Source organism: Myxococcus sp. MH1 (assembly GCF_059738865.1).
Genome location: NZ_AP026947.1, coordinates 8771331 through 8795280, shown reverse-complemented (window position 1 = coordinate 8795280; position 23950 = coordinate 8771331). Strand labels below are relative to the sequence as shown.

Annotated in this window: 26 protein-coding genes; 6 read left to right on the top strand and 20 right to left on the bottom strand. The window is 70.0% G+C overall.

Annotated elements, in window-relative coordinates:
* Positions 1 to 16: 16 nt before the first annotated feature.
* The 3 genes from AC6JA9_RS34725 to AC6JA9_RS34715 form a co-directional block, all read right to left on the bottom strand.
* Positions 17 to 580 (bottom strand): hypothetical protein, encoded by a 564-nt coding sequence (locus AC6JA9_RS34725; RefSeq protein WP_408889312.1) that lies wholly within the window; start codon positions 578 to 580, stop codon positions 17 to 19.
* Between the two features lie 72 nt (positions 581 to 652).
* Positions 653 to 937: a hypothetical protein gene (locus AC6JA9_RS34720; protein ID WP_223781589.1), complete on the bottom strand. Its 285-nt coding sequence runs from the start codon at positions 935 to 937 to the stop codon at positions 653 to 655.
* Positions 938 to 1061: 124 nt separating this feature from the next.
* Positions 1062 to 2039 carry an NADPH:quinone oxidoreductase family protein gene (locus AC6JA9_RS34715; RefSeq protein ID WP_223748361.1) on the bottom strand — a complete coding sequence of 326 codons (978 nt, stop codon included), beginning with the start codon at positions 2037 to 2039 and terminating at the stop codon, positions 1062 to 1064.
* A gap of 558 nt (positions 2040 to 2597) precedes the next feature.
* Between AC6JA9_RS34715 and AC6JA9_RS34710 the strand changes: the two genes are divergently transcribed.
* The gene (locus AC6JA9_RS34710; protein WP_223748362.1) at positions 2598 to 4820 is read left to right on the top strand and encodes a M4 family metallopeptidase; all 2223 of its coding nucleotides are present in this window, start codon (positions 2598 to 2600) and stop codon (positions 4818 to 4820) included.
* 108 nt (positions 4821 to 4928) lie between these two features.
* Here AC6JA9_RS34710 and AC6JA9_RS34705 read toward each other — a convergent pair whose 3' ends face one another.
* Both AC6JA9_RS34705 and AC6JA9_RS34700 read right to left on the bottom strand, forming a co-directional pair.
* Positions 4929 to 5762, bottom strand: coding sequence for a metallophosphoesterase family protein (locus tag AC6JA9_RS34705; RefSeq protein ID WP_223781590.1), 834 nt, complete (start codon positions 5760 to 5762; stop codon positions 4929 to 4931).
* Positions 5763 to 5811: 49 nt separating this feature from the next.
* Complete coding sequence (locus AC6JA9_RS34700) at positions 5812 to 6189, bottom strand: response regulator (protein WP_426745177.1); 378 nt, start codon at positions 6187 to 6189, stop codon at positions 5812 to 5814.
* 124 nt (positions 6190 to 6313) lie between these two features.
* Between AC6JA9_RS34700 and AC6JA9_RS34695 the strand changes: the two genes are divergently transcribed.
* Positions 6314 to 6682 (top strand): helix-turn-helix transcriptional regulator, encoded by a 369-nt coding sequence (locus tag AC6JA9_RS34695; RefSeq protein WP_473571432.1) that lies wholly within the window; start codon positions 6314 to 6316, stop codon positions 6680 to 6682.
* A 16-nt stretch (positions 6683 to 6698) separates the two neighbouring features.
* Here the strand turns inward: AC6JA9_RS34695 and AC6JA9_RS34690 are convergent, their stop codons facing one another.
* The 3 genes from AC6JA9_RS34690 to AC6JA9_RS34680 all read right to left on the bottom strand — a co-directional run bounded on the left by AC6JA9_RS34690 (position 6699) and on the right by AC6JA9_RS34680 (position 9766).
* Entirely contained in the window at positions 6699 to 7916 is a 1218-nt protein-coding gene (locus tag AC6JA9_RS34690; protein WP_497958425.1) for a DUF790 family protein, read from the bottom strand.
* Positions 7910 to 8107, bottom strand: a complete 198-nt coding sequence (locus tag AC6JA9_RS34685) for a hypothetical protein (protein WP_497958424.1) — start codon at positions 8105 to 8107, stop codon at positions 7910 to 7912. Before AC6JA9_RS34685 ends, AC6JA9_RS34690 begins: the two co-directional genes overlap by 7 nt.
* Positions 8108 to 8386: 279 nt before the next feature.
* The gene (locus AC6JA9_RS34680) at positions 8387 to 9766 is read right to left on the bottom strand and encodes a DEAD/DEAH box helicase (protein ID WP_497958423.1); all 1380 of its coding nucleotides are present in this window, start codon (positions 9764 to 9766) and stop codon (positions 8387 to 8389) included.
* Positions 9767 to 9892: 126 nt separating this feature from the next.
* On the opposite strand from AC6JA9_RS34680, the gene AC6JA9_RS34675 reads away from it, so the two are divergent.
* Positions 9893 to 10342 carry a DMT family transporter gene (locus AC6JA9_RS34675; protein WP_141325312.1) on the top strand — a complete coding sequence of 150 codons (450 nt, stop codon included), beginning with the start codon at positions 9893 to 9895 and terminating at the stop codon, positions 10340 to 10342.
* Between the two features lie 12 nt (positions 10343 to 10354).
* Complete coding sequence (locus AC6JA9_RS34670; protein WP_223781593.1) at positions 10355 to 10768, top strand: response regulator; 414 nt, start codon at positions 10355 to 10357, stop codon at positions 10766 to 10768.
* Between the two features lie 7 nt (positions 10769 to 10775).
* Here AC6JA9_RS34670 and AC6JA9_RS34665 read toward each other — a convergent pair whose 3' ends face one another.
* Entirely contained in the window at positions 10776 to 11387 is a 612-nt protein-coding gene (locus AC6JA9_RS34665; protein ID WP_223781594.1) for an outer membrane beta-barrel protein, read from the bottom strand.
* Positions 11384 to 12535: a hypothetical protein gene (locus AC6JA9_RS34660; protein WP_223781595.1), complete on the bottom strand. Its 1152-nt coding sequence runs from the start codon at positions 12533 to 12535 to the stop codon at positions 11384 to 11386. Before AC6JA9_RS34660 ends, AC6JA9_RS34665 begins: the two co-directional genes overlap by 4 nt.
* A 602-nt stretch (positions 12536 to 13137) precedes the next feature.
* Between AC6JA9_RS34660 and AC6JA9_RS34655 the strand changes: the two genes are divergently transcribed.
* Positions 13138 to 13752 (top strand): hypothetical protein, encoded by a 615-nt coding sequence (locus AC6JA9_RS34655; protein ID WP_223748369.1) that lies wholly within the window; start codon positions 13138 to 13140, stop codon positions 13750 to 13752.
* Here the strand turns inward: AC6JA9_RS34655 and AC6JA9_RS34650 are convergent.
* The 5 genes from AC6JA9_RS34650 to AC6JA9_RS34630 all read right to left on the bottom strand — a co-directional run bounded on the left by AC6JA9_RS34650 (position 13749) and on the right by AC6JA9_RS34630 (position 17981).
* Positions 13749 to 14717 (bottom strand): hydrolase, encoded by a 969-nt coding sequence (locus AC6JA9_RS34650; RefSeq protein WP_426745181.1) that lies wholly within the window; start codon positions 14715 to 14717, stop codon positions 13749 to 13751. The genes AC6JA9_RS34655 and AC6JA9_RS34650 overlap by 4 nt on opposite strands.
* 44 nt (positions 14718 to 14761) lie before the next feature.
* A complete protein-coding gene (locus AC6JA9_RS34645) occupies positions 14762 to 15106 on the bottom strand; it encodes a YkgJ family cysteine cluster protein (protein ID WP_141332238.1) in 345 nt (114 codons plus the stop codon).
* A gap of 21 nt (positions 15107 to 15127) precedes the next feature.
* Positions 15128 to 16267: a hypothetical protein gene (locus AC6JA9_RS34640; protein WP_497958422.1), complete on the bottom strand. Its 1140-nt coding sequence runs from the start codon at positions 16265 to 16267 to the stop codon at positions 15128 to 15130.
* A gap of 22 nt (positions 16268 to 16289) precedes the next feature.
* Positions 16290 to 17246, bottom strand: coding sequence for a GNAT family N-acetyltransferase (locus tag AC6JA9_RS34635; protein ID WP_497958421.1), 957 nt, complete (start codon positions 17244 to 17246; stop codon positions 16290 to 16292).
* 69 nt (positions 17247 to 17315) lie between these two features.
* Complete coding sequence (locus AC6JA9_RS34630; protein ID WP_223748374.1) at positions 17316 to 17981, bottom strand: hypothetical protein; 666 nt, start codon at positions 17979 to 17981, stop codon at positions 17316 to 17318.
* A gap of 181 nt (positions 17982 to 18162) precedes the next feature.
* Between AC6JA9_RS34630 and AC6JA9_RS34625 the strand changes: the two genes are divergently transcribed.
* Complete coding sequence (locus tag AC6JA9_RS34625) at positions 18163 to 19152, top strand: DUF481 domain-containing protein (RefSeq protein WP_497958420.1); 990 nt, start codon at positions 18163 to 18165, stop codon at positions 19150 to 19152.
* Positions 19153 to 19233: 81 nt separating this feature from the next.
* On the opposite strand, the gene AC6JA9_RS34620 is transcribed toward AC6JA9_RS34625, so the two are convergent.
* Genes AC6JA9_RS34620 through AC6JA9_RS34600 form a run of 5 tightly spaced genes read right to left on the bottom strand, consistent with a single transcriptional unit; the run spans position 19234 to position 23930 of the window.
* Positions 19234 to 19686 (bottom strand): cytochrome C oxidase subunit IV family protein, encoded by a 453-nt coding sequence (locus AC6JA9_RS34620; protein WP_223748376.1) that lies wholly within the window; start codon positions 19684 to 19686, stop codon positions 19234 to 19236.
* A gap of 13 nt (positions 19687 to 19699) precedes the next feature.
* Complete coding sequence (locus AC6JA9_RS34615; RefSeq protein WP_141332232.1) at positions 19700 to 20365, bottom strand: cytochrome c oxidase subunit 3 family protein; 666 nt, start codon at positions 20363 to 20365, stop codon at positions 19700 to 19702.
* Positions 20355 to 22022 (bottom strand): cytochrome c oxidase subunit I, encoded by a 1668-nt coding sequence (gene ctaD / locus AC6JA9_RS34610; protein WP_046715924.1) that lies wholly within the window; start codon positions 22020 to 22022, stop codon positions 20355 to 20357. The genes AC6JA9_RS34615 and ctaD overlap by 11 nt, the downstream gene beginning before the upstream one ends.
* Positions 22006 to 23052 (bottom strand): cytochrome c oxidase subunit II, encoded by a 1047-nt coding sequence (coxB, locus tag AC6JA9_RS34605; protein WP_223748377.1) that lies wholly within the window; start codon positions 23050 to 23052, stop codon positions 22006 to 22008. The genes ctaD and coxB overlap by 17 nt, the downstream gene beginning before the upstream one ends.
* A complete protein-coding gene (locus AC6JA9_RS34600) occupies positions 23049 to 23930 on the bottom strand; it encodes an SCO family protein (protein ID WP_141332230.1) in 882 nt (293 codons plus the stop codon). The genes coxB and AC6JA9_RS34600 overlap by 4 nt, the downstream gene beginning before the upstream one ends.
* Positions 23931 to 23950: the final 20 nt, after the last annotated feature.

Sequence of the window (23950 nt, the reverse complement as noted above, 5' to 3'; positions counted from 1 at the left end):
CCGGGGCCATGTGGGCTCAGGGGCCGGATTTCTCGGCGACGCGCTCCACGATGTCCCTGGGCAGTCGGAGGGCCCGCTCGAACTCCAGGCGCACCGGAGCAGGCACGGGAGGCGAGCGCGCGTCGAGCTGCGCGAGCAGCCGCTCCCCCAGCGCGAGGAACTCGAGCCCCTGTCGCGCGAGGCTCCGGGAGAACGGGCGGAGCTCCACCTCGACGCGTGGGGTGATGGGCGTGCCGCTCGCGCTCCGGTCCTCCAGGACCAGCGTGTCCCCGTGGCGCCAGAGCTTCATGGCGGACTCCTCCCAAGGGGCGGCCCGTGCCTCGTCGGCACCGTCGAGGAGCTTGTCCAACGCGAAGAACCAGCTCCACGTCATCCAGAGCTCGTCGACCGAGTCCTCGTCGCTGAAGGCCACGCCGCCCACGTCGATGAAGAAGCCTCCGACGAAGCTGCAGCAGCTCACGCGGGGACGACGGAGCACCTCGTCGAGGTACTCCCGCTCCAGGCCCTGGAGGTCCGCGAGCCCCACCCACCGCTGCTCGACGAACACCCGGAGGTCGGCACGGAAGGACGGAGCGGACATGGCCCCGAATGTACCGTGCAACCTCCTTGCTCGTGTAACCCCATGGCTCGGAGGTGGGCCACGGGGACCGCGTCAGTCGCGCTCGCGCGCGTCGGGGTCCTCGGGCTCCGGCTCCAGGCGCGCCTGCCGCTGGCTGGCCTCCCACGACGCCTCCGCGTCGTTCGCATGGACGATGGCGGCCTCCGCGTCATCCTGGGCGCTGGCCCAGGTGGTGTGCCCGCCGGCGTAACCCTCCAGGGGCCGCGGCCCGCGATGGGCCTCCACCTCCAGGTCCCGCTGCTCCTGCTCGCGGAGCCGTTGTCGCTCCTGCTCCCGCTCCCGTTGATGCTGTCGCTCGAGGATGGAGTCATCCGCCATGGCGCCGTCACCTCCTGGCTCCAAACCTGCGGACGAGGGATGAGCGCCGCAGCGAAGCGACGCCAGGGCCCGGTGGGTCGCATGCTCGGAGGGCGGCCGGAGTGCACCGTCACCCTCCGAGACGTCAGCCTTCGCGCACGCGCAGGACGACCTTGCCGGTCGCGCGCCGGGCGTCCAGCTCGCGCAGCGCCTGCGCGCCCTGCTCCAGGGGGAAGACGGGCCCGACGACGGGCTCGAGCACCCCCTGGTCCGCCATCGCCTCCAGGTCCTTGGCGATGGTGGGTGTCAGCGAAGGCTCGTGGATGAGGAAGCCGCCCCACGCCACGCCCACGACGTCGATGTTGCGCAGCAGCAGCTTGTTCACCGCCACCTCGGGGATGCGGCCTCCGGCGAAGCCCACCACCAGCAGCCGTCCCTCCGGCGCCAGCGCCTTGAGGCTCTTGTCGAAGATGTCCCCACCCACCGGGTCCAACACCACGTTGGCGCCCAGGCCGTCCGTCAGCTCCTTGAGCTGCGTGAGCCAGGGGCCCGAGGACAGCAGCACCTCGTGCGCACCCGCCTTGCGGGCCACCTCCGCCTTGCGCTCGTCGCTCACCACCGCCACCACGCGCGCGCCCGCGCCTCGCGCCACCTGGATGGACGCCGTGCCCACGCCGCCCGCGGCGCCGTGCACCACCACCGTCTCTCCCGCCTTCAGCCGGCCCCGGCGGTGCAGCGCGAAGTGCGCCGTGTGGTAGTTCATCACCACGCCCGCGGCGGCCTCGAAGCTCCAGCGCCGGGGGATGCGGAACACCATCTCCGCGGGAATCGCCGCCACCTCCGCGAAGCCTCCCAGCCCGAAGCTGAAGGCCATCACCCGGTCTCCCGCCTTCACCGACGCGCCCTCGGGCGCCGAGCGCACCACGCCCGCCACCTCCACGCCCGGCACGAAGGGCAAGGGCGGCTTCAACTGGTACTGCCCCTTCGTCAGCAGCAAGTCGGGGAAGCTCACCCCCGCCGCCACCACGTCGATGAGCACCGCGTCCTGCGCCTCGGGCTCGGCAAGCTCCACCAACGCCAGCCCGTCGGGTCCGTCCAGTCGCTGCAGCTGAAGTGCGCGCATGTGCCTTCCTCCCGGGACGCAAGCCTCGCGCACCCGTCCGCTTCCGCAAAGCAACTCCACGCGCGCGCCGCTGTCAGCTTCGCCCTGAAGGGCGCGTCCACCGTGAGGATTTCCGGCGTCCGTCCGGTGTGGCCCGACACGCACTTGGGTGCTTGGGGGCGCTGGTTCGACTCCAGCTCTCCCGACTTCAATCGGGAGATAGCTCAGCGGTAGAGCACGAGCCTGAAAACCATGGCCGCGCCACTCGGACGCCGGATTTCCTTCCTCCCAAAATTCCCCGAAAATGCCGCGAGAAATGCGGTCCGCGCGCGGACCCCGTGAAGGCCCTTTCGGCCACGCATTTTCGCGAAATTCTGTTCACACCAGGGTTACCCACTACGTCGGGCGACTCGGCGGAAGCGGCGGGTAGGGCTCCGATAAGTTGCTGAAATAGTTGGGGCTTCTGGCTGAAACTCGCAATGTGAGAATAAGCTACTTAGTAAAATTATCGCGCAACCTTGAAATGCACAACCATCCTGTGACACTGTGCTTTCTAATCTTTCCGTTTAGGAGGATTACATGGTGAATCAGCGAGTACGCGGTGTTCTTGGTGTAGCGGCGCTGTCCTTCCTCGTTGGTTGCAACGAGTCCACCCCTGCTCCCGAGGCCAAGCCCCAGGACACCGCGACGAAGAGCGCGGCGGCCCTGCAGCTGACCGGGAAGAAGGTTGTTGCTACGGATTCCTCCGGTGTCGCCAAGTTCATCACCGGCGACCTCGGCCCCGCACCGCAGGCGGCCGCGGGCTTCTCGGCCCTGGGCCAGGCGGACCTGGCTCCGGTGGCGGCGCTCATCGCGCCCCAGCTGAACCTGAACCCGGCGGACCTGGTCCTGAAGAAGACGTTCACGGACCGCCAGGGCGACGGCCACGTCGTCTACGGCGTGAAGGTCAACAACATCCCCGTGCTGTACGGCCAGCTGCGTCTGACGACCCGCGGTGGCAAGGTCATCGCGGCGTCCACCAACACCCGCAGCGACCTGAAGGCCACGGCCAAGGCGAGCGTGGACGTGTCGGTGGCGAAGGACGCCCTGCAGGCGGACCGCTCCACGTTCGACGGCCTGAAGATCGAGGACGGCCACGAGCTGGTCTATTTCCGTGACGGCGACGAGCTGGTGCTCGTCTACAAGCTCATCCAGTCGGGTGAGCGCCGCGACGGGACGCCCGTGCGCGATGTCGTCCTGGTCAACGCGACCAACGGCGACGTGATTGCCCGCCACCCGCAGATCAAGGAGGGCCTGGCCCGCCGGATGCACAACGGCAACAACACCACGACGCTCCCTGGCGCGGTGGTTCGCACCGAGGGGCAGCCCGAGGTCGCCGACCCGGTCGTCAACACGAACTACGACCACCTGGGCACGGTGTACGACTGCTACAGCGAGCTGTTCGGTCGTGACTCGTACGACAACGCCGGCGCCACGCTGGTCAGCACGGTCCACCACCGCGTTGCGTACGTGAACGCCTTCTGGAACGGCACCCAGATGGTGTACGGCGATGGCGACGGCGTGAACGCCAGCAACCTGGCCAACTCCCTGGACGTGACGGCGCACGAGCTGACGCACGCCGTGACGGAGTTCTCCTCCGACCTCATCTACGACAACCAGTCGGGTGGTCTGAACGAGTCCTTCTCCGACATCTTCGGCGCGGTGTGCGAGTGGTACGGCGACGGCAACGTCGTCAGCGCGCGCACGTGGCTGGTCGGCGACGACGTGTGGACGCCGAACATCCCGAACGACGCCCTGCGCTACATGGCGAACCCCACGCAGGACGGGGACTCGCTCGACTACTTCCACGACTACGACGACAGCGTGGACGTGCACTACAGCTCGGGTATCTCCAACCTGGCGTTCTACCTGCTGTCGCAGGGCGGCACGCACCCGACGGGCAAGACCACCATCTCGGTCACCGGCATCGGCATCGAGAAGGCCGCGCAGATCTTCTACCGCGCGAACAACACCATCCTCGAGTCGGACGCCACGTTCGAGGACGCGAAGGTCGCCACCGAGCAGGCCGCCGCGCTGCTGGGCTACACCGCGGATGAGATTGCCTCGGTGACCAACGCCTGGAAGGCCGTGGGCGTGGGCGTGCCCATCATCGTGGACACGACCCCCATCCAGAAGGACGTGCCCATCACCGGCATCGGCTCCACCAGCGGCCAGAAGAAGTACTACGAGTTCAACCTGCCCGAGGGCGCGTACGACCTGAACGTCTCCATCGCCGGCGGCACGGGCGACGCGGACCTGTACGTTCGCTACAACAACGTCCCCACCACCAGCCTGTACGACTGCCGTCCGTACCGCGCGGGCAACGCCGAGTCCTGCGCGTTCGCGACGCCGAGCCAGGGCCGCTGGGTCGTCATGCTCAACGCCTACAGCACCTTCTCCGGCGTGACGCTGACGGTGACCTGGAAGGGTGGCTACATCCCCGTGCAGTCCGGCATCGCGCTGAAGAACCTCTCCGGCGCGGCGGGCTCCTCGAACGTGTACACCATCGAGGTTCCGGAGCGTAAGCCCGGCACCGGCATCAACAGCCTGTACATCCAGACGGGCGAGGGTGAGGGCAACCCGGACATCTACGTGAAGCGCGGCTCGGCGCCGACGAAGTTCGACTACGACTGCCGCAGCGTGAAGGAGCACCAGTCCGAGGTGTGCAACCTCATCAACGTGCCGGCCGGCAAGTACTACATCGAGATCTACGGCGCGAAGGGTGGCTACGAGGGCATCGCGTTCATCGCGTCGCACAAGTAATCACCTGATGTAGACGGCGCGGCCCCGAGGCCGCGCCGCTCCAAGGCCCCGGTCGTCCGTTTCCTCACGGACGTCCGGGGCCGATTCATTTCCAGCGGCGCGAAGCCCTCAGAGCGGGCGGGTGGCGGGGCCGGGGAGGATTTCGCGCAGGCACCGCTCGATTCCGCCCCGGTGCTTCCACTGCATGGGGTAGCCCAGCGACACCTCCTCGAAGCGCACCCCGTCGCGCCACTGCGTGAGCGGGATGTGCAGGTGGCCCGTCACCACGACCTCGGCGCGGTAGCGCGTGTGCCAGTCCTCGGTGCGCCTGGTGCCGCACCAGATGGAGAAGCGGGGGATGCGCGGCAGCCGCACGTGCTCGTGCCGGAGCGGGTAGTGGTTGACGAGGATGGTGCTGCAGCCCGGTGGCAGGGCGTCCAGCCGGGCCCGGGTGGACTCCACGCGCGCGGCGCACCACGCGGAGCGGCTGGGGTACGGGTCCGGATGCAGGAGCACCTCGTCGGTGCACAAGAGGTCGTCCTCGAACGCCCACTCCAGCGCCTTGTCCTCCGGCACGTGGTCCGGGCGGAACGAGTAGTCGTAGCCCAGGAACATGGGGACGATGACGCGGTGGGGGCCCTCGCCGGGCCAGCGCGGGTAGGGGTCCTCCGGCGTGAGCGCGCCGTGGCCGCGGCACAGCGCCACCAGTCGCTGGTAGCGCGCGTCGCCGCGCAGGGAGGGTTGCTCGGAGGGCATGGTCCACAGCTCGTGGTTGCCCGGCACCCAGATGACCTGGCGGAAGCGCGCCGTCAGCGTGCGCAGCATGAAGTCCATCTCGGACAGCGTCTCGCCCACGTCGCCGGCGACGATGAGCCAGTCGTCCGGGAAGGCGGGCAGGGTCTGCAGGGCCTGCTTGTTGTCGGCGTGGCGCAGGTGCAAGTCGCTGATGGCGTAGAGCTTCATGGGGGCGTGCGTCACCTTAACGTGCCCGGGGGGCATGCGCCGCCACGGCTCAGGCCCAGGGGTGGGTGGTGGCCTGTCCCAGGGCACGGAGCCGCGAGTGGAGCTCCCGGGGATGCGCGGCGCGGTCCACCCAGGTGATTTCGCGCGGACACGACCTGGGAGGTGGGCGCACCGCGTGGAGCGCGCAGGCGGTGTGCGGGTGACGCGCGCGCACCGCCTGGAGCAGGTGCAGCCCGTCTCCATCCGGCAGCAGGTCTCCGCAGACGACCACGCGCGGCGGCTGCTCGTGCACGAGCGCGAGGGCCTCCGCCATGTCGCGCGCGAAGCGCTTGGCGCCGGGGAGGTCCCGGACGAGCCGACGCCACGCCGACAGCGCGAGGGGGTCTTCATCCACGAACAGGAAGGTGACGAAGGGCTGCGTGCTCATGGCTTCGACGTGGCGCGGGTGAGGTGACGCATCAGGTCTGCTTCCCATAAGACTACCTGGGAAGTTCTTGGATGCCAACCTCTCAAGTCATATCGACATGGACGAACCCGTTAGGTTAACGAACATGGAAAAGACCCTCGCATCCCGCCTCGGAGGAGCTGCGCGCCTGGCCCGCACCCGGCTGAACCTGACGCAGGCCGACGTCGCGGAGCGCATCGGTATCGCGAGCGAAGTCTACGGGCGGCTGGAGCGCGGCCACATGTTGCCGAGCATCCAGACCTTCCGGCGGCTGTGCGTGGTGCTCTCCATCTCCGCGGACGAGGCGCTGGGGCTCAAGCCCTCGCAGGAGGTGAAGTGGGCCGCTGAGCCTCCCAGCGAGTATGGCGAGTCGGGTGAGCTGCGCCGGCTGTTGCGCCGGGCCAAGCAGCTGGACCGCGGCGCCATCCGCCTGTTGAGCGTGCTGGCCGCGCAGTTCAAGCCCAAGGGCACCTGAGCCGCGGCCCGCCCCGCTACTTCTTGGGGCTCGTCGTGGAGAGCTTCGACAGCCGGTCCTTGAGCTTCTTCGCGGAGGGGAAGCCGTGGAAGAGCACGACCTGGGGATGGCCCTCCAGCGTCTCGCGCTCCGAGGGTTCCTTCGCGAGCAGGGCCCGGTCGACGCCCAGGAGCAGGCCCGCGTCGGGTCGGGTGCGCAGCTCCGCGAGGCGGCGGGTGAGGGCGCTCGCGTGCCAGGCGTGGAACAGCTCCAGGGCGACCTCCTGACGCGAGCCGCGGTGGCGGAAGGTGAGGTCCGGCACGCAGAGGCTGGCGGCGCCCACATGGCGGGGCAGCGGCGTCAGGTCCAGCTCCCACGCGTCATCCTCGAAGCTGGAGGACAGGGAGGCGACCTCCTCGGGGACATGACCCAACGCGGCGGGTAGGGGAGAGACGAGCGGGTCCTTGTCGCTCAACATCAGCGTGGCCTGGCGGCGCGAGGGCTCCACCGTGGCCTTGAGCTCCCAGCGCTCCAGCACCGGCACCACGGACAGGAACGAGGCGAGCTGCAGGCCGTACTTCTTCTGCAGGGCGAGCATGGCGCCGGGGCCTTCGACCTCCAGCTCCCAGTCCGGGCCATCGCGTCGGACCTCGGCGACGAGCCGGCAGAACTTCAGCCAGCGCAGCACCTTGCGCACGCGCAAGAGCTCCGGTGCGCGAGCCCGCAGCGTCAGCCGCCGCGCGGACAGCAGCGGCCCCTGGGCGAGGGCGAGGTTGTAGCGGTCCACCAGCGCCTGCGCCGTGGGTGCCTCGCCGTCCCAGCCGAGCAGCTTCCGGTTTCCGGGCAGGTCCGCGTAGAGTGCCGCGCGCGCATCCTGGAGCGGTGTGGAGAGGGCCTGCTCGAGGCGGGCCTCGTAGGCTTCCACCGTGGTGTCGGGCGTGAGGGCGCGGAGCACCTGGGCGGCGGTCTTCAGCCGGGCCCAGCGGGTCTCGGAGACATCGGGCGCGGGCTCCTCGAACGTGAGCCGGTCCACGAGCAGCTTCACGAGACCGCGCGCGATCTTCGGACGCGACCAGGCGCCCGCGAGCAGGCCGAGGCCTTCCTCCACATCGTCACAGATGGCGCCTCGCGAGGCCTCGACGGAGGCGAGCAGCTCGGCCGCGAGTGCGAGGAGCGCCGGGTCATCGCGCTTCACGAAGGCGGGACGGAGGATGCCCTTCTGCGTGCGGTACGCGAGCAGCTCCCGCGTCAGCATGGCGCGCCTCCCGTGGAGAGCGCGGGGGCGTCACGCTTCACGAACGCGAGCCGGAGGATGCCCTTCTGCACGCGGTACGCGAGCCGGGGCGGCATGGCGCACTTCCCGTGGAGGGCGCGGGGGGCGTCATGCCTCACGAAGGCCAGACGGCGGATGCCCTCCTGCGTGCGGCACGTGAGCCGGGTCTGCACGGCGCGCCTCCCCTGGAGCGCGCGAGGGACGCGGGGACGTCGCGCTTCACGAACGCAGGACGGAGGATGCGCTTCTGCGCGCGGTATGCGAGCAACTCCCGGGGCGGCACGGCGCGCCCTGCGAAGAGCGCCTGGGGAAATGGAGGCCCATCGACGAACGGGACGGCGGTGGCTCGCATGTCGCGGGACTCCACAGGTGAAGGCCCAGGGACGCGCGTCACCACCCGGGAGTCCGGGCATGGTGGCTGGGTGCATGCTGCCGGAGCGCTGACGTCGCATCTAGCCCTCCTCCAGGTAGGCGTCGTGCTGCCTGCGCCGCTCGCTGATGCCGCTCTCCGCCGTCTGCGCGGAGCAGACCTCGTACAACATCGCCCTCTTCCCGGGGCGCTTGCGCAGGATGCGCCCCAGCCGCTGCACATGCTCGCGCACGCTCCCGCTGCCACTGAGCACCACGCCCACACGCGCCTCCGGGACGTCGACGCCCTCGTTCAACACGCGTGAGGTGAGCAGCACCGGCAGCTCCCCCGAGGCGAACGCCGCGAGCAGCGCCTTGCGCTCCGGTATCGGCGTGTGGTGCGTGAGCGCGGGCAGCAGCAGCCGTCGCGCCAGCGTGTACACCGTCTCGTTGTCGTCCGTGAAGACGAGCACCCGGTCCTCGCGGTGCTCCAGCAGGATTCGCCACAGCACCTCCTGCTTGCCGCTGGAGGTGAGCGCGATGCGGCGCTGCTCGCGATACGCCCGGTACGCCGCGCGTCCCTCGTCGCTGCGCTGACTCTGCGCCAGGAAGCGCGCCCAGCCCTCGGGCGCCGACAGCCGCACGCCCAGCTTCCGCACGAAGCCCAGATACAACGCCCGGGCCTCGTCGTAGCGCGCCTTCTCCTCCGCCGTCAGCGGCACCTCCACCCGCTTCACTTCGTAGGGCGCCAGGTACTCCCCCTGGAGCTCGCGGATGTCGGTGCGGTGCACCAGCGGCCCCAGCAGTTCCTCGACCACCCGCTCTCCGCCGTCCGTGCGCTCCAGCGTCGCGGTGAGCCCCAGCCGGTACGGCGCCAGCGAGCCCTCCGCGATGAACCGATAGCTGGGCGCCGGCAGATGGTGACACTCGTCACACACGAGCAGCCCGAAGCGGTTGCCGTGGAACTCCGTCTGCATCGCCGCCGAGTCGTATGTCGTCACCGTCAACGCCTGCCGGTCGTTCACCCCGCCCCCCAGCATCCCCACCGGGAGCGAGAAGTGGCGCGCCAGCACTCCCTGCCACTGCGTCATCAGGTCCAGCGTGGGCACCACCACCAACGTGGGCCGCCTCACGTGCGCGATGGCCAGCACCGCGAGCAGCGTCTTGCCCGCGCCTGTCGGCAGCTCCACCAGCCCCTTGCCCCCCGCGCGCGTCCAGGCATCGAGCGCCGCGCGCTGGTGGGGGAACGGCTGGATGGGCACCGTCAGCTCCGCCTCGAGCGGTTCGAAGCGCTTCGCGCGGTCCTCGTACGCCACCCCCAGCTCGCGCAACCGCAGCACCACCTCGCGGTAGTGCCGGGCGGCGGCGCGGTACACCCCCGTGCGCCCGTCCTTCTGGAAGAGGGCGCCCAGTCGTACGTCGTCCGGCAGCGTGGGTGCCACCAGCGTGCCGCAGTCGAAGTGGAGCTCGAGGGGGGCGTCCATGGCGCGAGCGTTGGACGTAGCCGGTCGATTCCCCTTTCGCCAGCCTCTTGAGAAGTCGAGAGCCCCCGCGAGTCCGAGCGTGCCACCTTGCGGCCGGCCCGGCGTTCGGGGTACCCACCCGCGCCCATGCGTTTTGTCTCGCTCGTTCCCCTGCTGTGTGGGCTGGCGGTCGTCGCCCAAGGTGGTCTCAACAAGCGCTTCGCCGGCCAGTGGGGCCTGCTGAGCGCGGTCCTCATGAACATGGTGGTGGCGACGGTGGCCACCTTCGCCGTGTACGCGGTGGCGCGCACCGTGCCCGGGCTCTGGCCCGAGGCCGCCGCCGCCGAGGGGCGCTTCTCCGGCTTCACCCCCTGGCACCTGCTGCCCGGCCTGTGCGGCGTGGTCATCGTCGTGGGCATGCCGTGGGCCATCGGCCGGCTGGGCGCGGTGCAGTCCGTGCTGCTGCTCATGGCCGCCCAACTCGTCACCAGCCTCATCTGGGATGCGATGGTGGAAGGGCGCCCGGCGACGGCCGCCCGGGTGTTGGGCTCGGCGGTCGCCTTCGCGGGTGCGGCCATCGCGGTCTGGAAGGGTTAGCTTCCCAGGCAGATGCGTCGCGTCCTCATCGCCAGTCCCCATGCCGCGTCGCGGGAGCTGCTCCGCCGCGTGCTCGCCGTCGGCGACGAGAGCCTGTCCATCTCCGCCACCGGCGACACGGACGACGCGCTCGCCGCCATCGCGTCCTCGCAGCCCGCGCTCGTGGTGGTGGACCTGCGCCGGCAGGACGAGGACCACCCGCTCTTCCTGGGGCTGTTGCGCAAGCGCTACCCCACGCTGCCCGTCATCGCCCTGGTGCCCGGACGGATGAGAATCTTCGATGGCGTCCGCGAGCGCGTCGTGGACGCGCCCGGTGAGTCCGCCGAGTCCCTCCACCAGCTCCTGGAGTCGCTGCGTACGGCGGTGCGCGAGCTGGTCGCGCAGGATTTGCTGCGCGTCCTGCGCACGCCGGTGGGGCGGGCCTGAGCGCCCGTCACAGGCGCAGCCGGTAGCCCAGTCCGCCCGCGAGGACGCCGCCGACATTCACGTCGCCCGTGGTGACGAAGTCGAGCGGCGCCAGGTGGTAGTGCGCCTCCAGGAAGAGGCCCCCTGGACCCAGCGGCAGCTCCACGCCGAGCAGGGCCTGGAGCCCCAGTCCGCCGCCGCTCTCCGACGCCGTGGCGCCGAACAGGTCCGACGTGGCGCGGTGCAGGTACAGCCCGGGGCCTCCGCCCACGTACGGCGTCAGCGAGCCGAAGGCCCGCTCGAAGCGATAGACGGCCGACAGCAGGAAGGCCACCTCGCGCACCGCGAGCGTGTAGCGGCCATCCGGCGGCGGCGCGCCGAAGCCTCCGAGCTGCGGGTCCGTGAGGACGCCGGACGTCTGCGGGCGGTGGTAGCCCACCTCCAGCGTCACGGCCAACCGTCGCTCGAGCCAGGGCGTGACGTAGCCCAGCTCCAGCCCCAGGTAGAGGTCTCCGCCCAGCGACGTGGTGGACTTGAAGAAGCCCACCTTGGGCGCGAGCAGCACGTTGCCTCCCTCCGTGGGGGCGGGCTTCGCGCCGGAGGTGAGCGCCGCGAGCGCGACGAGCACGAGGGCATTCATGGCTGCACGGCTCCAGGGACGTCGAGGGGCGCGGCCTGCTCCGAGGTGAAGCCAGGTCCGCCCACCACCGTGAAGCCCTCCGTCGCGGGCACCTCGCCCAGCGCGCCCGCGGGGTCCAGGACCTCCAGCGCATAGGGGCCGCCCACGACGATGCCGCCAGGGCAGGTGGGGTCACCTCCGGGCTCGTCGAACCCCGAGCACGTGGGCACCACCGCGCGCAGCTCCTGCGGCGACACCAGCTCCACCGAGCGCAGGGGGATTCGCTGCGTCTGGGACGGCGCCGACTTCACCGGGGCCACGATGTAGACCTCGGGCACGGCGCTGAACGCGCGCTGGGCGCCGGTGGGTGTGTTGCGGATGAGGACGGTGGTGTCGCCACGCTCCGCGCCGGAGCGCGGTGACACGGTGAGGGTGCCCAGGCGAGGGTAGCGCACGTCGAGGGCGCCCGTCGCCACGGCCTCACACCCGTCTCCATGCGCGACCACCAGGCTGTAGACACCCTCGGGCGTGCCCGGCGGCAGCTCGGACTCCACGCGCGTGGGCGAGACGACGGTGACGAAGAAGAGCGGTTGATCCTCCACGCCCTCGCGGCGCAGGGAGAGCAGCGGGCTGGTGCCCGGCTGGAAGCCCTGGCCCTCGATGACGATGGGGTTGGAGTCCGCGGCCGAGTAGCCATCCGCGGGCGGCATCACCCGCGCCACCGAGGGCGGCTCCACCACCAGCAGCGCGTCCGGCAGCCGGCCCGTGCCGCCCAGGGGATTGGCCACCTCCACCGCGTAGCTGCCCGGGGAGAGCTCCACCGGCGGCGAGCTGTCGCGCGTGGGCACGTCGAGCAGCAGCAGCTCCGGCCGCACATAGAAGACCTGCTCGCGCGTCAGCGTGTACGTGGACGGGCCGCGCAGGGTGACCTCCGGCAGCTCCACCGTGGGCGCGTCGGTGAGCACCTCGCCCGGCACGGGGGAGAAGCGCCGGCCCTGGAGCTCCAGCCTCCAGCCCGTGGCCCCTCCCTGGGCGTTGCAGAGTCGGGTGAGCTCGCCCACGCGGGCTCGCGGATTGACCACCCGCTCCACGGCGGGCGTGGGTCCCTCCGTCGTTCGCGAGCACCCACCGAGCACGAGCACGGCGGTGGCGATGGCTGTCAGGCGCAAGGCGCTCCCTCCCCTTCGGCTGCGAAGTCGCGCACGTTAGGACGCCCTCCCCGGAGGTCCGGAGATTTTTCCGGTTTCGGTCCCCCAGGCCATCCCGCGGGACGGGGGCTCCTTCGCAACCCCTCGAAGTCATTGGTTTCGAGCGGCGTCCGAGGGACGGCACGGCGGATGCTATGGCCACGCGCCGCGGGGGATGACGCGGGTCGGTGGGGGCGATGGGGGCGGGTCGGTGGGGGGCGCTGGGGGGGACGCGAGCGCGTCGTCGCGAGGGGAAGGGCGGGGACGAGTCGGTGCCTGGAGTGGGGAGGCAGGGCTTGTCGGTGGGACGAGGGATGGGGGCCGGTCGGGGGGAGCAGGACGTCAAGCGCGGCGGAGCTTCGGGCGACGCGAGCGGCGTGGCGGGTGGAGGGGGAAGGGCGGGGGGCGAGGAGGCGGGCTCCGGTGGAACGAAGCAGGCATCCGCCGGAGCCTGGTCCACCTCGTTGAAGGGTGGCGAGGCCATGCGCACCGTTGGTCGGCGGGGGTGGGTTGCCCCGATGACGACGGTTGGCAAGGTCAGGGGCCGCGGAGCGTCGCGGCGGCTTGGGGTGGGGATTCGACGCATGGGGACGCGGTCCACGCTGCTCGCGTTGGTGGTGCTGCTCGTGGCACCGATGGCGAGCGCATTCGAGGCAGGGGATATTCGCCGTCGGGCGACACAGGACCCCGAGCGGGTCGCGCCCTTCGGGTTGATGCTGGACGCGGGGGTGACGGAAGGCGCGGGGTTGTCCATCTCGTTCCGTCCCGCGCGGGTGGTGCGGCTGCATCTGGGCGCCACGCACAACGGAGTTCGCGCCGGCGCGCGGGCGGGGCTCACGCTGTTGCCGCTGCGAAGCCGGGTGTCGCCCGCCTTCAGCGTGGAGATTGGCCACGCGCAGCCCGCGGACGTGCGCGCCCTGGAGCGCAGGCTGGCGGACCTGTCACTGCCGCCGCTGCCGTCGCTCGAGCGCGTGGGCTACACGTACGCGAGCGGACTGGTGGGCTTCGAGGTCAGCATGCCCCGGAGCATCACCTTCTTCGTGCGCGGCGGGGTGAGCTTCATGGAGCTGTATGGCCCCAGCTTGAAGGACCTGGACGAGCCGCTCCGGGGCACCGTCGGGCCCGCGGAGGACCGGTCGTGGATGCTGCGCACCGTGCGCCCCACGGCGAAGCTCGGCTTCATCCTGAACTTCGGCTAGCGGAAGGTGTCGAAGAAGGCCAGCGCCTGGTCTTCCGCCCAGAAGCGGGGACGGTGCAGCTTGCCGGCGACGAAGCCCACGTGTCCGCCGTGCGGGGTCAACACCACGCTCAGGTGCGGGTTGTCCTTCGCGTCCGGCGGGATGACGGGCGCCTGCAGCATCGGGTCATCCTCGGCGCTGATGAGCAGCGTGGGCTTGCGGATGGCGTGCAGCCTGGGGCCCGACGAGGACTCGGCGTAGTAATGCTCCGCGCTGTTGAAGCCGTGCAGGGGCGCGGTGACGGCGTGGTCGAACTGGCGCACCGTGCGCGCCGCCTCCATGGCCCGGCCGTCGAAGGCGTTGGGGAAGCGCTTGAGCTTCGCTCGCGCCTTGCTCTTGAGCGTGCGCAGGAAGCGCTCGCGGTAGATGCGGTGGAACGGGCCGGGACCATCCAGCTTGGCGCAGCACGCGTCCAGGTCGTACGGCGCGCTGATGGACGCGGCGGCGCGGACGGGGGCCTCCTCGCCCTGGTCCTCGAGCAGTCGGCAGAGCACGTTGGCGCCCAGGGAGAAGCCCACGGCGAAGAGTGGCCCGGTGACGCGGGCGCGCAAGTCCCGGAGCAGCCCGAGCGCGTCGTCGATGTGGCCCGAGTGGTACGTGCGCGCCAGCCGGTTGGGCTCGCCGCTGCAGGAGCGGAAGTTGAGCGCGGTGGCGCCCCAGCCGCGCTGGGCCGCGCCCCGGAGGATGGCGGTGATGTAGCCCGCCTGGGAGGAGCTCTCCAGCCCATGCAGGGCCACCACGTGCGGCGCGCCGCTGGGGCCGTCGAAGGTGTCCAGATCGACGAAGTCGCCGTCGGGCAGCTCGCGCCGCTGGCGCTTCAGCGGAGGGGCGTGACGGGGACGCACGAAGTTCGCGTAGATGGTCTGCGCGTGTTCGTTCGTCAGGCCCGGCGCGGCGACGAAGGGCTCGGTCGGCTGGAAGCTCACGGCCGGGGGATAGCGCCCCGGCTCGCGGGGGACAAGGGGCCGTGTCAGGCCGGCTCGTCCGGGCGTTCTCCACCGGGCGCTCCGGCCTGAAGCCTGGCGGCGGCCTGCCGGGCGCGCTTCATGGAGGGGCAGCCCTGCTCCTTCACGGCGCGGGCCTCCTCCGTCAAATCGAAGAGGGCCAGGTACTTGTGCACGCGCTCGTCCAGGGTGGGCGCCTCGATGAGGCGGCACACCTCGTCGGCCTGGTAGTCGCGGCAGATGCTCGGCCGCTGCTCGTAGATGGCGCAGAGGTTGTCGGGCAGCAGGTGCGGGCACCTGAGCCCGAGCGGCTTGTCGAGCGCCGCGATGTCCGGCGCCACGCAGCAGGCGCCACAGAGGGTGCATTCCATGGGGGCCTCAGCCTCGTGGGCTCAACGTGGGACGGCCTTCTTCACTTCCCCGCCGTTCGTCACCGTGAGGACCACGCCCTGGCCCTTCTTCCACGACAGGAACTCGGCCTCCGTCTTCGGCTCCAGCACCTGCTCCTTCACCCCGTCGTCCTCGTAGCGCACGTTCACCACGTACGCCTCCTCGCGCCGCTGACGGTCCTGCGGTCCCACCTGGAGCGTGGGCCAGCGCGGGGCGCCGTCCTGGCCGGAGGCCTCGCGCCGGTCCACCTTGCGCCACTCGTGCGTGTCATAGGTGCACCGCCGCGCGTAGACGGGCTCGTTGCGGTAGCGCGTCTGGTTCTGACAGTCCTCGTAGGACTCGTTGCAGTACTTCGTCACGTCCTCGCAGACCTCCTCCGCGAAGCCGTTGCCCTTGTCGCGTCGGCGGCACTTCTCCTCGGTGCCACACGCCACCTTGCGCGTCTTGGAGCGGCACACGCGCTCGGTGCCGTCCGCCACCTTGCGCGTGCCGCGCTGGCGCTCCACGCAGCCGCGCACGTTCTCCACGCCGGCGATTTCTCCCGCGCCGTTGACGGGCATGCGCGCGCTCGCCTGGCGCAGCTCGTCCGCCCAGCCCTCCTTCTCCACGCGGGTGAAGCGCTCCTGCACCACCGCCACCTTCCACGACGTGCCCGTCACTTCACCCGGGTAGTCGTGCGTCTGGTTCGACCAGCCCGAGTACACACAGGTCCCGAAGCAGCACGACAGCAGCGCGCCCAGCAACAGCCACAACCCCAGCCGGGGCTTCTTCTTCGGGGGAGGGGCGGGAGCGGGCGCGGGACCGGACAAATCCTTCCGGGGCCCCACCTTCGAGTCCGACTCGCGCTCGGCGTTGCAGTGCTTGCAGCGGGGATGGTCACCCCGGTTGGCGGCGCCGCAGAAGGCGCAGAACCAGTCCTCGCCCGCGTTCGCCATCTCCACGGCCTTCTCGTCCGTCACGCCCTCGCGCAGGGACCTGCCGCTCGCCGCGTCCACGTCGCCGAAGTCGAAGTCCGACTCGTCGCCCGACAGCTCCCGCGGGTTGTTGCAGGTGGGGCAGCGCTTGTGCCGCGCGAGGATGTCCTTGGCGTCGCACGAGGTGCAGTTCCAGGTGCCTTCGATGATGCGCGTGCGCTTGGCCATGTCGGGACATCCTAGCCGCGCGTCACACCCAGAGGGCGCGCGAGAAGGTCACCCGCTCGGCGGGCGGCAGCCCGTCCCTCAGCGGACGCAGCATGGGCAGCGAGCCCTCCCGGGCCACGCGCGTGGCGCCCGGAATGCGCGCCAGCCAGGGCAGGGTGCCCGGCTCCTCCCAGACGACCACGCGGGACAGGCCCGCCCGGTGCGCCACGCCCCGCGCGGCCTCCATCAGGGCCATGGAGTCCTCGAGCGACTCCGCGTCGAACAGCAGCACCACCAGCTCGCCGTAGCGGGCCATCATCGCCCACAGCGCGAACGAGCGGCCCACCACCGCGCCGCAGGCCTCCGGCCGGGGGCGACGCAAGAGCTCCGCGTAGACCCGCTCCCGCTCCAGGTGCCAGTCCACCTGCGCCGGGCTCGGCCACAGCAGGAAGGGCACGTCCGGACGCGGCAGGCGCCCCATCACCTCCGGCACGTCCCCGTCGCACAGGAGCGCGTCCACCGCGTGCGTGGACAGGCCACCCATGGCGGGCAGGTTCCAGTCCCACGCGGGCGCCTCGCGATAGCCCGAGCGCCGGTAGAGCGGCGCGCCCACGTCCGAGAAGAGCAGGGCCGCGTGCCGGTCCGGGCCCTCCTGGGCGACGTGCTCGGCGACCTGGTCCATCAGCCGCGTGGCGTGTCCGTGGCCGCGCAGCTCGGGCACCGTGAAGACGCTGGCGATGGCCTCGCTGACGCCGGGCGTGGCCACGCCGTCCGGGCCGCGCAGGTGGCTGTCGGTGCGGAACGTCTCGCACGAGGCCAGCACCTGTCCGCCGTCGTCGACGAGCAGCCAGGTGCGCATGCCCTCGCGGCACCAGGGATGCGCGCGCAGCCGCACCTCGCGCTGGTGGAACTGCTCCACGGTGAGGGGCGAGCCCCAGGCGGCATGGGTGACGCGGTCGCGCTCGGCTTTCTGGGCGTCGGTGGCGAGGACCAAGGGCATGTCACGCCAGGGTATCGCCACCCGGCCATCCCGTGCATCACCCGGTTCCCGCGAGGCCGTCCGTCCGCCTCACAGGCGCGTGCTGTACGGGAAGCGCACGTGGAACTGGAGGTAGGCCTGGCCCACGTGGAAGATGCCGTCGCGCACCCGGTCCGGCAGCCCCAGCCCGCCCAGCTCCTGCGGCACGTAGAGCGCGGACTCCCAGCCCAGGCTGATGAGGAAGCTCTTGGAGAGCTGCAGCTCCAGGTCCACGCCCAGCTCCGCGCCCGGCCTCACGAAGTGCGTGTCCGCCAGCGTGTCCGAGTGCAGGTACGCATACGTCAAGAGCACCCCGCCACCCACCGCCAGCCGCACCGGGCCGGACGTCAACGGCAGCCCCAGCCCCAGGGGCTTCCAGGTGATGCCATACATGCCGGTGTCGCGCACCTTGGGGGAGATGATGAGGGCGTCGGGGATGAAGATGGACGGGGAGATGCGCACCTCGTCCACGCTCTTGGCGTACTTGCGGTAGCGGGACGGGATGGCGCGCTGGTTCTTCTTCAGCCAGTCCTTGTCCAGCACCGCCTCGACGGAGAGCTTCAGCCCGGTGTGGATGGGCTGGTCGTCGAAGACAGGCCCGAAGAACAGGAACGCGGCGGGCCCCACGCCCACGTCCACGGGCACCGTGACGTTCCGCGCGGCGGCCACCACGGGGGACAAGAGCAGGCACAGCGACGCGATGCGGGCGAGGTGCATGGTGGGAGTCCTCCTGGGTGAAGCCAGCCCCGCCCCGGAATTAAGCACAACCCGCGAATCAACCATTGCCGCACCGAGCGTGTTTGGAGCAGGAAGGAGGCGCGCCGGCCCGGGGGGAGCCGAGGACGTCTCGCGTCGCCCCGAATCCAGGTCCGGCGGCACCGAGACGACTGGAGAACCGATGCTTTCCGCCGCCCTTCTGATTGCCACCTCCCTGCAGGCCCAGACGCCTGCGCCCACGCCCGCCGCGCAGGAGCCCGCCGCCCCCGTCGCGGCCGCGCAGGCCACCACGCCCGAGGAGCGCGCCGCCGTCGCCGCCGAGCGCGCCGCCGCCGCCGCCGAGCGCGCCGCGGAGGCCAGCGTCCGCGCCGCCGAGGCCGCCGAGCGCGCCGCGGGGGTCATCGCCGGCACCCCGGCCGCCCCGGGCGCCGCCGCCCCCGCGGACGACAAGAAGAAGGAGGAGTGGGACATCACCCTGGGCCTGGGCCTCATCTCGCTGACGGGCAACGCCTCCACGCTCACCTTCAGCGGCCTGGCCAGCGCGCAGCGCACGACGGAGCACTGGATTGTCGGCATCCGGGGCTACGGCAACTACGGCCGCAGCCGCCCGCCCGAGGTGGCCGGGGAGGAGCAGGAGTCGCAGCTCGTCGCCCTCAACGCGGGCCTGGAGCTGCGCGGAGACCGCCGCTTCACGCAGATGCTCAGCGGCTACCTGCTGACGGGCGCCGAGACGGACCACGTCAAGAGCGTGGAGTCGCGGACCATCGGCGAAGGCGGTCTGGGCGTGCTGTGGTGGGACGAGAAGAAGAAGGACGAGCGCGAGTCCTACCTGCGCACGGACCTGGCCTTCCGCTACGCGCGCGAGACGCGCTTCCAGTACTACCCCTCGCGCCTGGACCTGCCGGACGTGGACATCGGCGGCCCCCGCTTCGGTGTCGCCTTCCGCTACGGCATCACCAAGGACGTGCTCTTCAAGGAGGACGCGGAGGTGCTCCTGAGCGTCATCGGCGACTCGCGCGTGCTGGTGAACAGCCAGACGCAGCTGGCGGTGAACCTGACGGAGGCGCTCTCCTTGGGCGTCAGCTTCCTGGTGAAGCACGACAGCAAGCCGCCCGAGGGCAAGGTGCCCACCGACACCGCGCTGGCCTTCAACGTCCAGGTCGCGCTGTAGCCCGCAAAAGCAACGCGGCGCCGGGGAGGGTCCTCGGCGCCGCGGCTTGATACGAGGGGCTGCTGCTGCCCCCGGTGGTTCTCAGTGGCTCGGCGCCGGAGGCGGCGAGTCCTTCACGTCCGTCGAGCGGATGCCGCCGCCGAAGCGGCCGCGCTGCTCACCCGTGCCGATGTCCGGCGGCTGCAGGTCGCTGTACTGCGAGCCCGGCGGGTTGGCGCCGCGGAAGCGCGTGCCCAGGTCCGCCATGGGGATGACGAGCGCGAGAATCACGAAGACGATGGACACGGCGAAGATGAGCCGGTTGACGCCCTGGTGCTCCGCGAGGTGCATGAAGTACAGCGTCACCAGCGTGCCCTTCACCGTCGCGATGACGATGGCGAGCAGCAGGCCGAACGACGGCAGGTGCATGCGGCCGGTGACGACGGTGACGACCGTCAGCACCAGGAGGACACCCCAGATGAGCCAGTAGCGGCCCGCTCCGTGGTGCTCCGTCATGTTCTTCTCTTCCTGATGGGATTCGTTGGCGATGGCCATGGTGGTGTCGCCCTCAGACCAGGTACAGCATGGGGAACAGGAAGATCCACACCAGGTCGACGAGGTGCCAGTACATGCTGCCCAGCTCGACCATCGTGTAGTTCTTCGGACCGAAGTCGCCCTTCTTGAAGGCGCGAATCATCGCCACCGTCAGCACGCCCATTCCGATGAGGACGTGCAGGCCGTGCAGCGCCGTCGAGCAGAAGTAGACCGTGAAGTACAGCGAGATGCCCGGCAGCTGGATGTCCGGGTAGCTGTAGTAGCGGCCCGGCAGCGTCCCGACGTGGAACTTGTGGCTGTACTCGAAGTACTTGATGACGAGGAAGGCGACGGCCATCAGGAGGGTGAGCGCCAGCATCACGCCCACCTTCTTGTTCTCGCCGTGCTTCGCATGATGCACCGCGAGCGCCGCCGTCAGCGAGGACGTGATGAGGACCACGGTGTTCACCGTGCCCATCGTCAGGTCCAGGCTGCGGCTGCCCGCCGCCCACGCCTCCGGGAAGAGGAAGCGGTAGCAGCCGTAGCAGACGAAGAGGCCGGCGAAGAGCAGGATTTCCGTCGCCAGGAACAGCCACATCCCCAGACGGGCGGCGTGGTTCTGCACCTCGAGCGACGCGAAGTGCATCGCCAGGCGCGGCGTGTTGGCCGCGCCGTCGGCGGTGTGAGCGCTAGACTGCATCGGGAACCTCGGCCTTCTTCGGGTCGACGTAGAAGTGGGGCTCCTCGGGGAACGTCGGCTGAGGACCCACGAAGTTGTGCGTCGGCGGAGGAGACTCGCTCAGCCACTCGTAGCCCTTGCTGCGCCACGGGTTCTTGCCAGCGGCCTTGCCGTACACCAGCGCGTACGCCAGGTACATGGCGATGATGATGAACCCGAAGGCCAAGAGCGTCGCGCCCGCGGTGGAGGCGACGTTCAGCGCCTGGAAGCGCTCCGGGTAGTCATAGTACCGGCGCGGCATGCCGTTGTTGCCCAAGAGGAACTGGGGGATGAACGTGGCGTTGAACCCCAGGATGATGAGCGCCGCGGACACCAGGCCCCATCCCTCGTGGTACGTGCGCCCGAACATCTTCGGGAACCAGTAGTGCAGGGCGGCCAGGAAGGCCATGATGGTCGCGCCCACCATGATGAAGTGGAAGTGCGCCACGACGAAGTACGTGTCGTGCCACGCCACGTCCAGCGACACCGTGCCCAGCGCGATGCCCGTCATGCCACCGAACACGGTGAAGAACAGGAAGCCGCAGAAGTAGGCGAAGGGCGTCTTGAAGTCGACCGCGCCCTTGTAGACGGTGCCCACCCAGTTGAAGACCTTGATGGCGGTGAACACACCCACCAGCATGGTCAGCACGCCGAACACGCCGGCGTCGAAGGTGGACTGGCCGGACACGAACATGTGGTGGCCCCAGGCGAAGAAGCCCACGAAGGCGATGCCCAGGGACGAGTACGCCACCGCGCGGTAGCCGAAGATGTTCTTGCGGCTGTACGTGCTGACGATCTCGCTCATCACGCCGAAGGCCGGCAGCACCATGATGTACACGGCCGGGTGGCTGTAGAACCAGAACAGGTGCTGGAAGAGCACCGGGTCGCCGCCGCGCGCCGGGTCGAACATGCCGAAGCTGAACAGGTTCTCCACCGTCACCAGGACCAGCAACAGGCCGATGACCGGCGTCGCGAGCACCTGGATGCAGCTCGTCGCGTAGATGGCCCACACGAACAGCGGCATCTTGAACCAGGTGATGCCCGGCGCCCGCATGGTGTGGCAGGTGACGATGAAGTTGATGCCCGTGGCGATGGAGCTGAAGCCGATGATGAACGCGCCGAACAGCACGGGCGCCACCGTCGTCGTCGTGTGCGTGCTGTACGGCGTGTAGAACGTCCAGCCCGTGTCCAGGCCGCCGTTGAGCATGCCCCACAGCGCCAGCACCGCGCCCGCCAGGTAGATGTAGAGCGAGGCCAGGTTCAGTCGCGGGAAGGCCACGTCCTTGGCGCCCAGCATCAGCGGCAGCATGAAGTTGCCGAAGACGGCCGGAATCGCCGGAATCATGAACAGGAAGATCATGACCAGGCCGTGGAGCGTGAACGTACGGTTGTACGTCATCGCGTCCATGATGGTCGGGCCCGGGGTGAGCAGCTCCACCCGGATGAGCAGCGCGAAGATGCCGCCCACGAGGAAGAAGAGCAGGACCCAGAACAGGAACATCAGGCCGATGCGCTTGTGGTCCACCGTCAAGAGCCAGCTCTTGATGGTGGTGCCGTCCACCAGATAGCTCGGGTGGTGGTCGTGGTGCTCGTCGTGCGGGGCGGCCCCCGCCGTGTCGATGCTACTGGATGGGGTCATAGGCGGGTCCCTCGGAGGCGCCCTCGCGGACGTTCGGAGTGCGAAGCGACTTGATGTATTCGACGATGGCGGCCGTCTCGGGGCCCTGCAGCTTGCCCTGGTACGTCGGCATCACGTTCTGGTAGCCCGCCACCAGGTGGGCTCCCGGGTCCATCATCGACTGGGTGATGTAGGCCTCGTCCACCCGGATGTCCTGACCGTCGTCGAGCTTCTCCACGCGGTCATACATGCCGAGGAAGGTGGGGCCGATGTGCGCCGAGCCGTCCACCGAGTGGCACTTGAGGCAGCCCTGCGTACCGGCCAGGATCTGCCCCTGCTCGACCATCCGGGCGACCGGCGGCACCAGCGAGGTGTCCGCGAGCGCGTCCTGACGGTCCTGCAGCCGGCCGCGGCGCTGCTCCTTGATCCAGTCCTCGTACTCCTCCTCGGGGAGCACGACGACCTCGGCCAGCATCTTCGAGTGCGACAGGCCGCAGTACTCGGTGCAGAGCACCTGGTACGTGCCGGGCTTGGTCGCCTCGAACCAGATCTGCGTGTAGCGACCCGGCAGCGCGTCCATCTTGATGCGGAACGCCGGCACGTAGAACGAGTGCAGCACGTCACGGGACGTGATGAGCAGGCGCACGGGACGGTTGGCGGGGACGTGCATCACGTTCACGCCGTTGGGGCCCTCCGGGTAGGAGAACTTCCACATCCACTGCTTGCCCATGACGTAGACGTCCATCGCGTCCTTGGGCGGGGTGGTGACCCAGGTGAAGTCCCGGAAGCCGATACCGAACCAGGCCAGGAAGAACACCAGCGGCACGGAGACGAAGAGGAACTCCGTCTTCAGCGTGGGGACGACGTACTCCGTCGCCTGGGCGGGGAGCCGCCGGCGGTACCGGAAGAACATGAACAGCGCCGCGAGGCCGACACCCGTGGACATCACCATCGTCGTTCCCACGACGAAGTGGTGCAGCAGGTCGACCCGTTCCGCGAACGTGGACGCGCTCTCCGGGAGGAACAGAAGGTTGTTGAGAAGCTCGCTCATGCCGCCGCGCCTTTCTTCAGCTCGCGCCTCCAGAAATAGATCAGCATCGTCGCCAGGGCGAAGAAGACGGCCAGTGCGCCCAGGCGGATGAACCCGAAGATGTAGAAGCCATACCGCCGGGTGGCGGTGTCATACTTGAAGCAGGACATCACCACGCGGTCGAAGCTGGTACCCACGCGGCCGCCGGCCGCCTCCAGCAACGCCAGCTTCATGTCCTTGGGAGGGAAGTCCGTCCCGTACAGGTACCGCGACAGCGTCCCTTCCGGCGTGAGCACCATCACCACCGCGGGGTGGGCGTACTGCCTGGTGCTCTCGTCGTACGTGTACTTGAAGCCCACCGCGTCCGCGAGGCGGCGGATCTCCGCGTCCGTCCCGGTGAGGAAGTGCCAGGGCGCGCTCTCGGGCTTGCCCATGGACTGAAGGTGCTTGCGCCGGCGCTCGCTGCTCATCGCCGGGGTGTCCTCGGGGTCCACGCTGATGGTGACCGCCTCGTAGTCGCGGCCCAGCTCCAGACCCAGCTCCCGCATCGTCTTCACCTGGGCGTTGAGCACCAGGTTACAGAGCATGGGGCAGTTGTAATAGACGAGCGTCAGCAGCGTGGGCAGCGTCTTGGGCAGCACCGTCCCCAGCGTCACCTCCTGGCCATTGGAGTCCAGGAAGCGGGTGAGGGGAGGAACCGGGTCACCCAGGTGCTCCTCCACGTCCACGCCCTTCAACTGGGGCGGGGCGTCCTGCTGGGCCTCGACGATGGAGCGGGGCGTCTTGCCACCGCCGGGCATCGCCGGGGCCGGGGTCGCCGTGCCCAGCACCAGGGCCACCGCGACGAGCATCCCCAGGCGGGGGGCGCACTGGGGGATGTGGGAGAAGAGGGACATCATCGCGAGCGGCTCTTACGTGA

What these genes read in the sequence shown, in the direction of transcription:
- AC6JA9_RS34725 (WP_408889312.1), bottom strand. Translation starts at nt 580, where the DNA reads ATGTCCGCTCCGTCCTTCCGTGCCGACCTCCGGGTGTTCGTCGAGCAG.
- AC6JA9_RS34720 (WP_223781589.1), bottom strand. Translation starts at nt 937, where the DNA reads ATGGCGGATGACTCCATCCTCGAGCGACAGCATCAACGGGAGCGGGAG.
- AC6JA9_RS34715 (WP_223748361.1), bottom strand. Translation starts at nt 2,039, where the DNA reads ATGCGCGCACTTCAGCTGCAGCGACTGGACGGACCCGACGGGCTGGCG.
- AC6JA9_RS34710 (WP_223748362.1), top strand. Translation starts at nt 2,598, where the DNA reads ATGGTGAATCAGCGAGTACGCGGTGTTCTTGGTGTAGCGGCGCTGTCC.
- AC6JA9_RS34705 (WP_223781590.1), bottom strand. Translation starts at nt 5,762, where the DNA reads ATGAAGCTCTACGCCATCAGCGACTTGCACCTGCGCCACGCCGACAAC.
- AC6JA9_RS34700 (WP_426745177.1), bottom strand. Translation starts at nt 6,189, where the DNA reads ATGAGCACGCAGCCCTTCGTCACCTTCCTGTTCGTGGATGAAGACCCC.
- AC6JA9_RS34695 (WP_473571432.1), top strand. Translation starts at nt 6,314, where the DNA reads ATGGAAAAGACCCTCGCATCCCGCCTCGGAGGAGCTGCGCGCCTGGCC.
- AC6JA9_RS34690 (WP_497958425.1), bottom strand. Translation starts at nt 7,916, where the DNA reads ATGCTGACGCGGGAGCTGCTCGCGTACCGCACGCAGAAGGGCATCCTC.
- AC6JA9_RS34680 (WP_497958423.1), bottom strand. Translation starts at nt 9,766, where the DNA reads ATGGACGCCCCCCTCGAGCTCCACTTCGACTGCGGCACGCTGGTGGCA.
- AC6JA9_RS34675 (WP_141325312.1), top strand. Translation starts at nt 9,893, where the DNA reads ATGCGTTTTGTCTCGCTCGTTCCCCTGCTGTGTGGGCTGGCGGTCGTC.
- AC6JA9_RS34670 (WP_223781593.1), top strand. Translation starts at nt 10,355, where the DNA reads ATGCGTCGCGTCCTCATCGCCAGTCCCCATGCCGCGTCGCGGGAGCTG.
- AC6JA9_RS34665 (WP_223781594.1), bottom strand. Translation starts at nt 11,387, where the DNA reads ATGAATGCCCTCGTGCTCGTCGCGCTCGCGGCGCTCACCTCCGGCGCG.
- AC6JA9_RS34655 (WP_223748369.1), top strand. Translation starts at nt 13,138, where the DNA reads ATGGGGACGCGGTCCACGCTGCTCGCGTTGGTGGTGCTGCTCGTGGCA.
- AC6JA9_RS34645 (WP_141332238.1), bottom strand. Translation starts at nt 15,106, where the DNA reads ATGGAATGCACCCTCTGTGGCGCCTGCTGCGTGGCGCCGGACATCGCG.
- AC6JA9_RS34640 (WP_497958422.1), bottom strand. Translation starts at nt 16,267, where the DNA reads ATGGCCAAGCGCACGCGCATCATCGAAGGCACCTGGAACTGCACCTCG.
- AC6JA9_RS34635 (WP_497958421.1), bottom strand. Translation starts at nt 17,246, where the DNA reads ATGCCCTTGGTCCTCGCCACCGACGCCCAGAAAGCCGAGCGCGACCGC.
- AC6JA9_RS34630 (WP_223748374.1), bottom strand. Translation starts at nt 17,981, where the DNA reads ATGCACCTCGCCCGCATCGCGTCGCTGTGCCTGCTCTTGTCCCCCGTG.
- AC6JA9_RS34625 (WP_497958420.1), top strand. Translation starts at nt 18,163, where the DNA reads ATGCTTTCCGCCGCCCTTCTGATTGCCACCTCCCTGCAGGCCCAGACG.
- AC6JA9_RS34620 (WP_223748376.1), bottom strand. Translation starts at nt 19,686, where the DNA reads ATGGCCATCGCCAACGAATCCCATCAGGAAGAGAAGAACATGACGGAG.
- AC6JA9_RS34615 (WP_141332232.1), bottom strand. Translation starts at nt 20,365, where the DNA reads ATGCAGTCTAGCGCTCACACCGCCGACGGCGCGGCCAACACGCCGCGC.
- ctaD (WP_046715924.1), bottom strand. Translation starts at nt 22,022, where the DNA reads ATGACCCCATCCAGTAGCATCGACACGGCGGGGGCCGCCCCGCACGAC.
- coxB (WP_223748377.1), bottom strand. Translation starts at nt 23,052, where the DNA reads ATGAGCGAGCTTCTCAACAACCTTCTGTTCCTCCCGGAGAGCGCGTCC.
- AC6JA9_RS34600 (WP_141332230.1), bottom strand. Translation starts at nt 23,930, where the DNA reads ATGATGTCCCTCTTCTCCCACATCCCCCAGTGCGCCCCCCGCCTGGGG.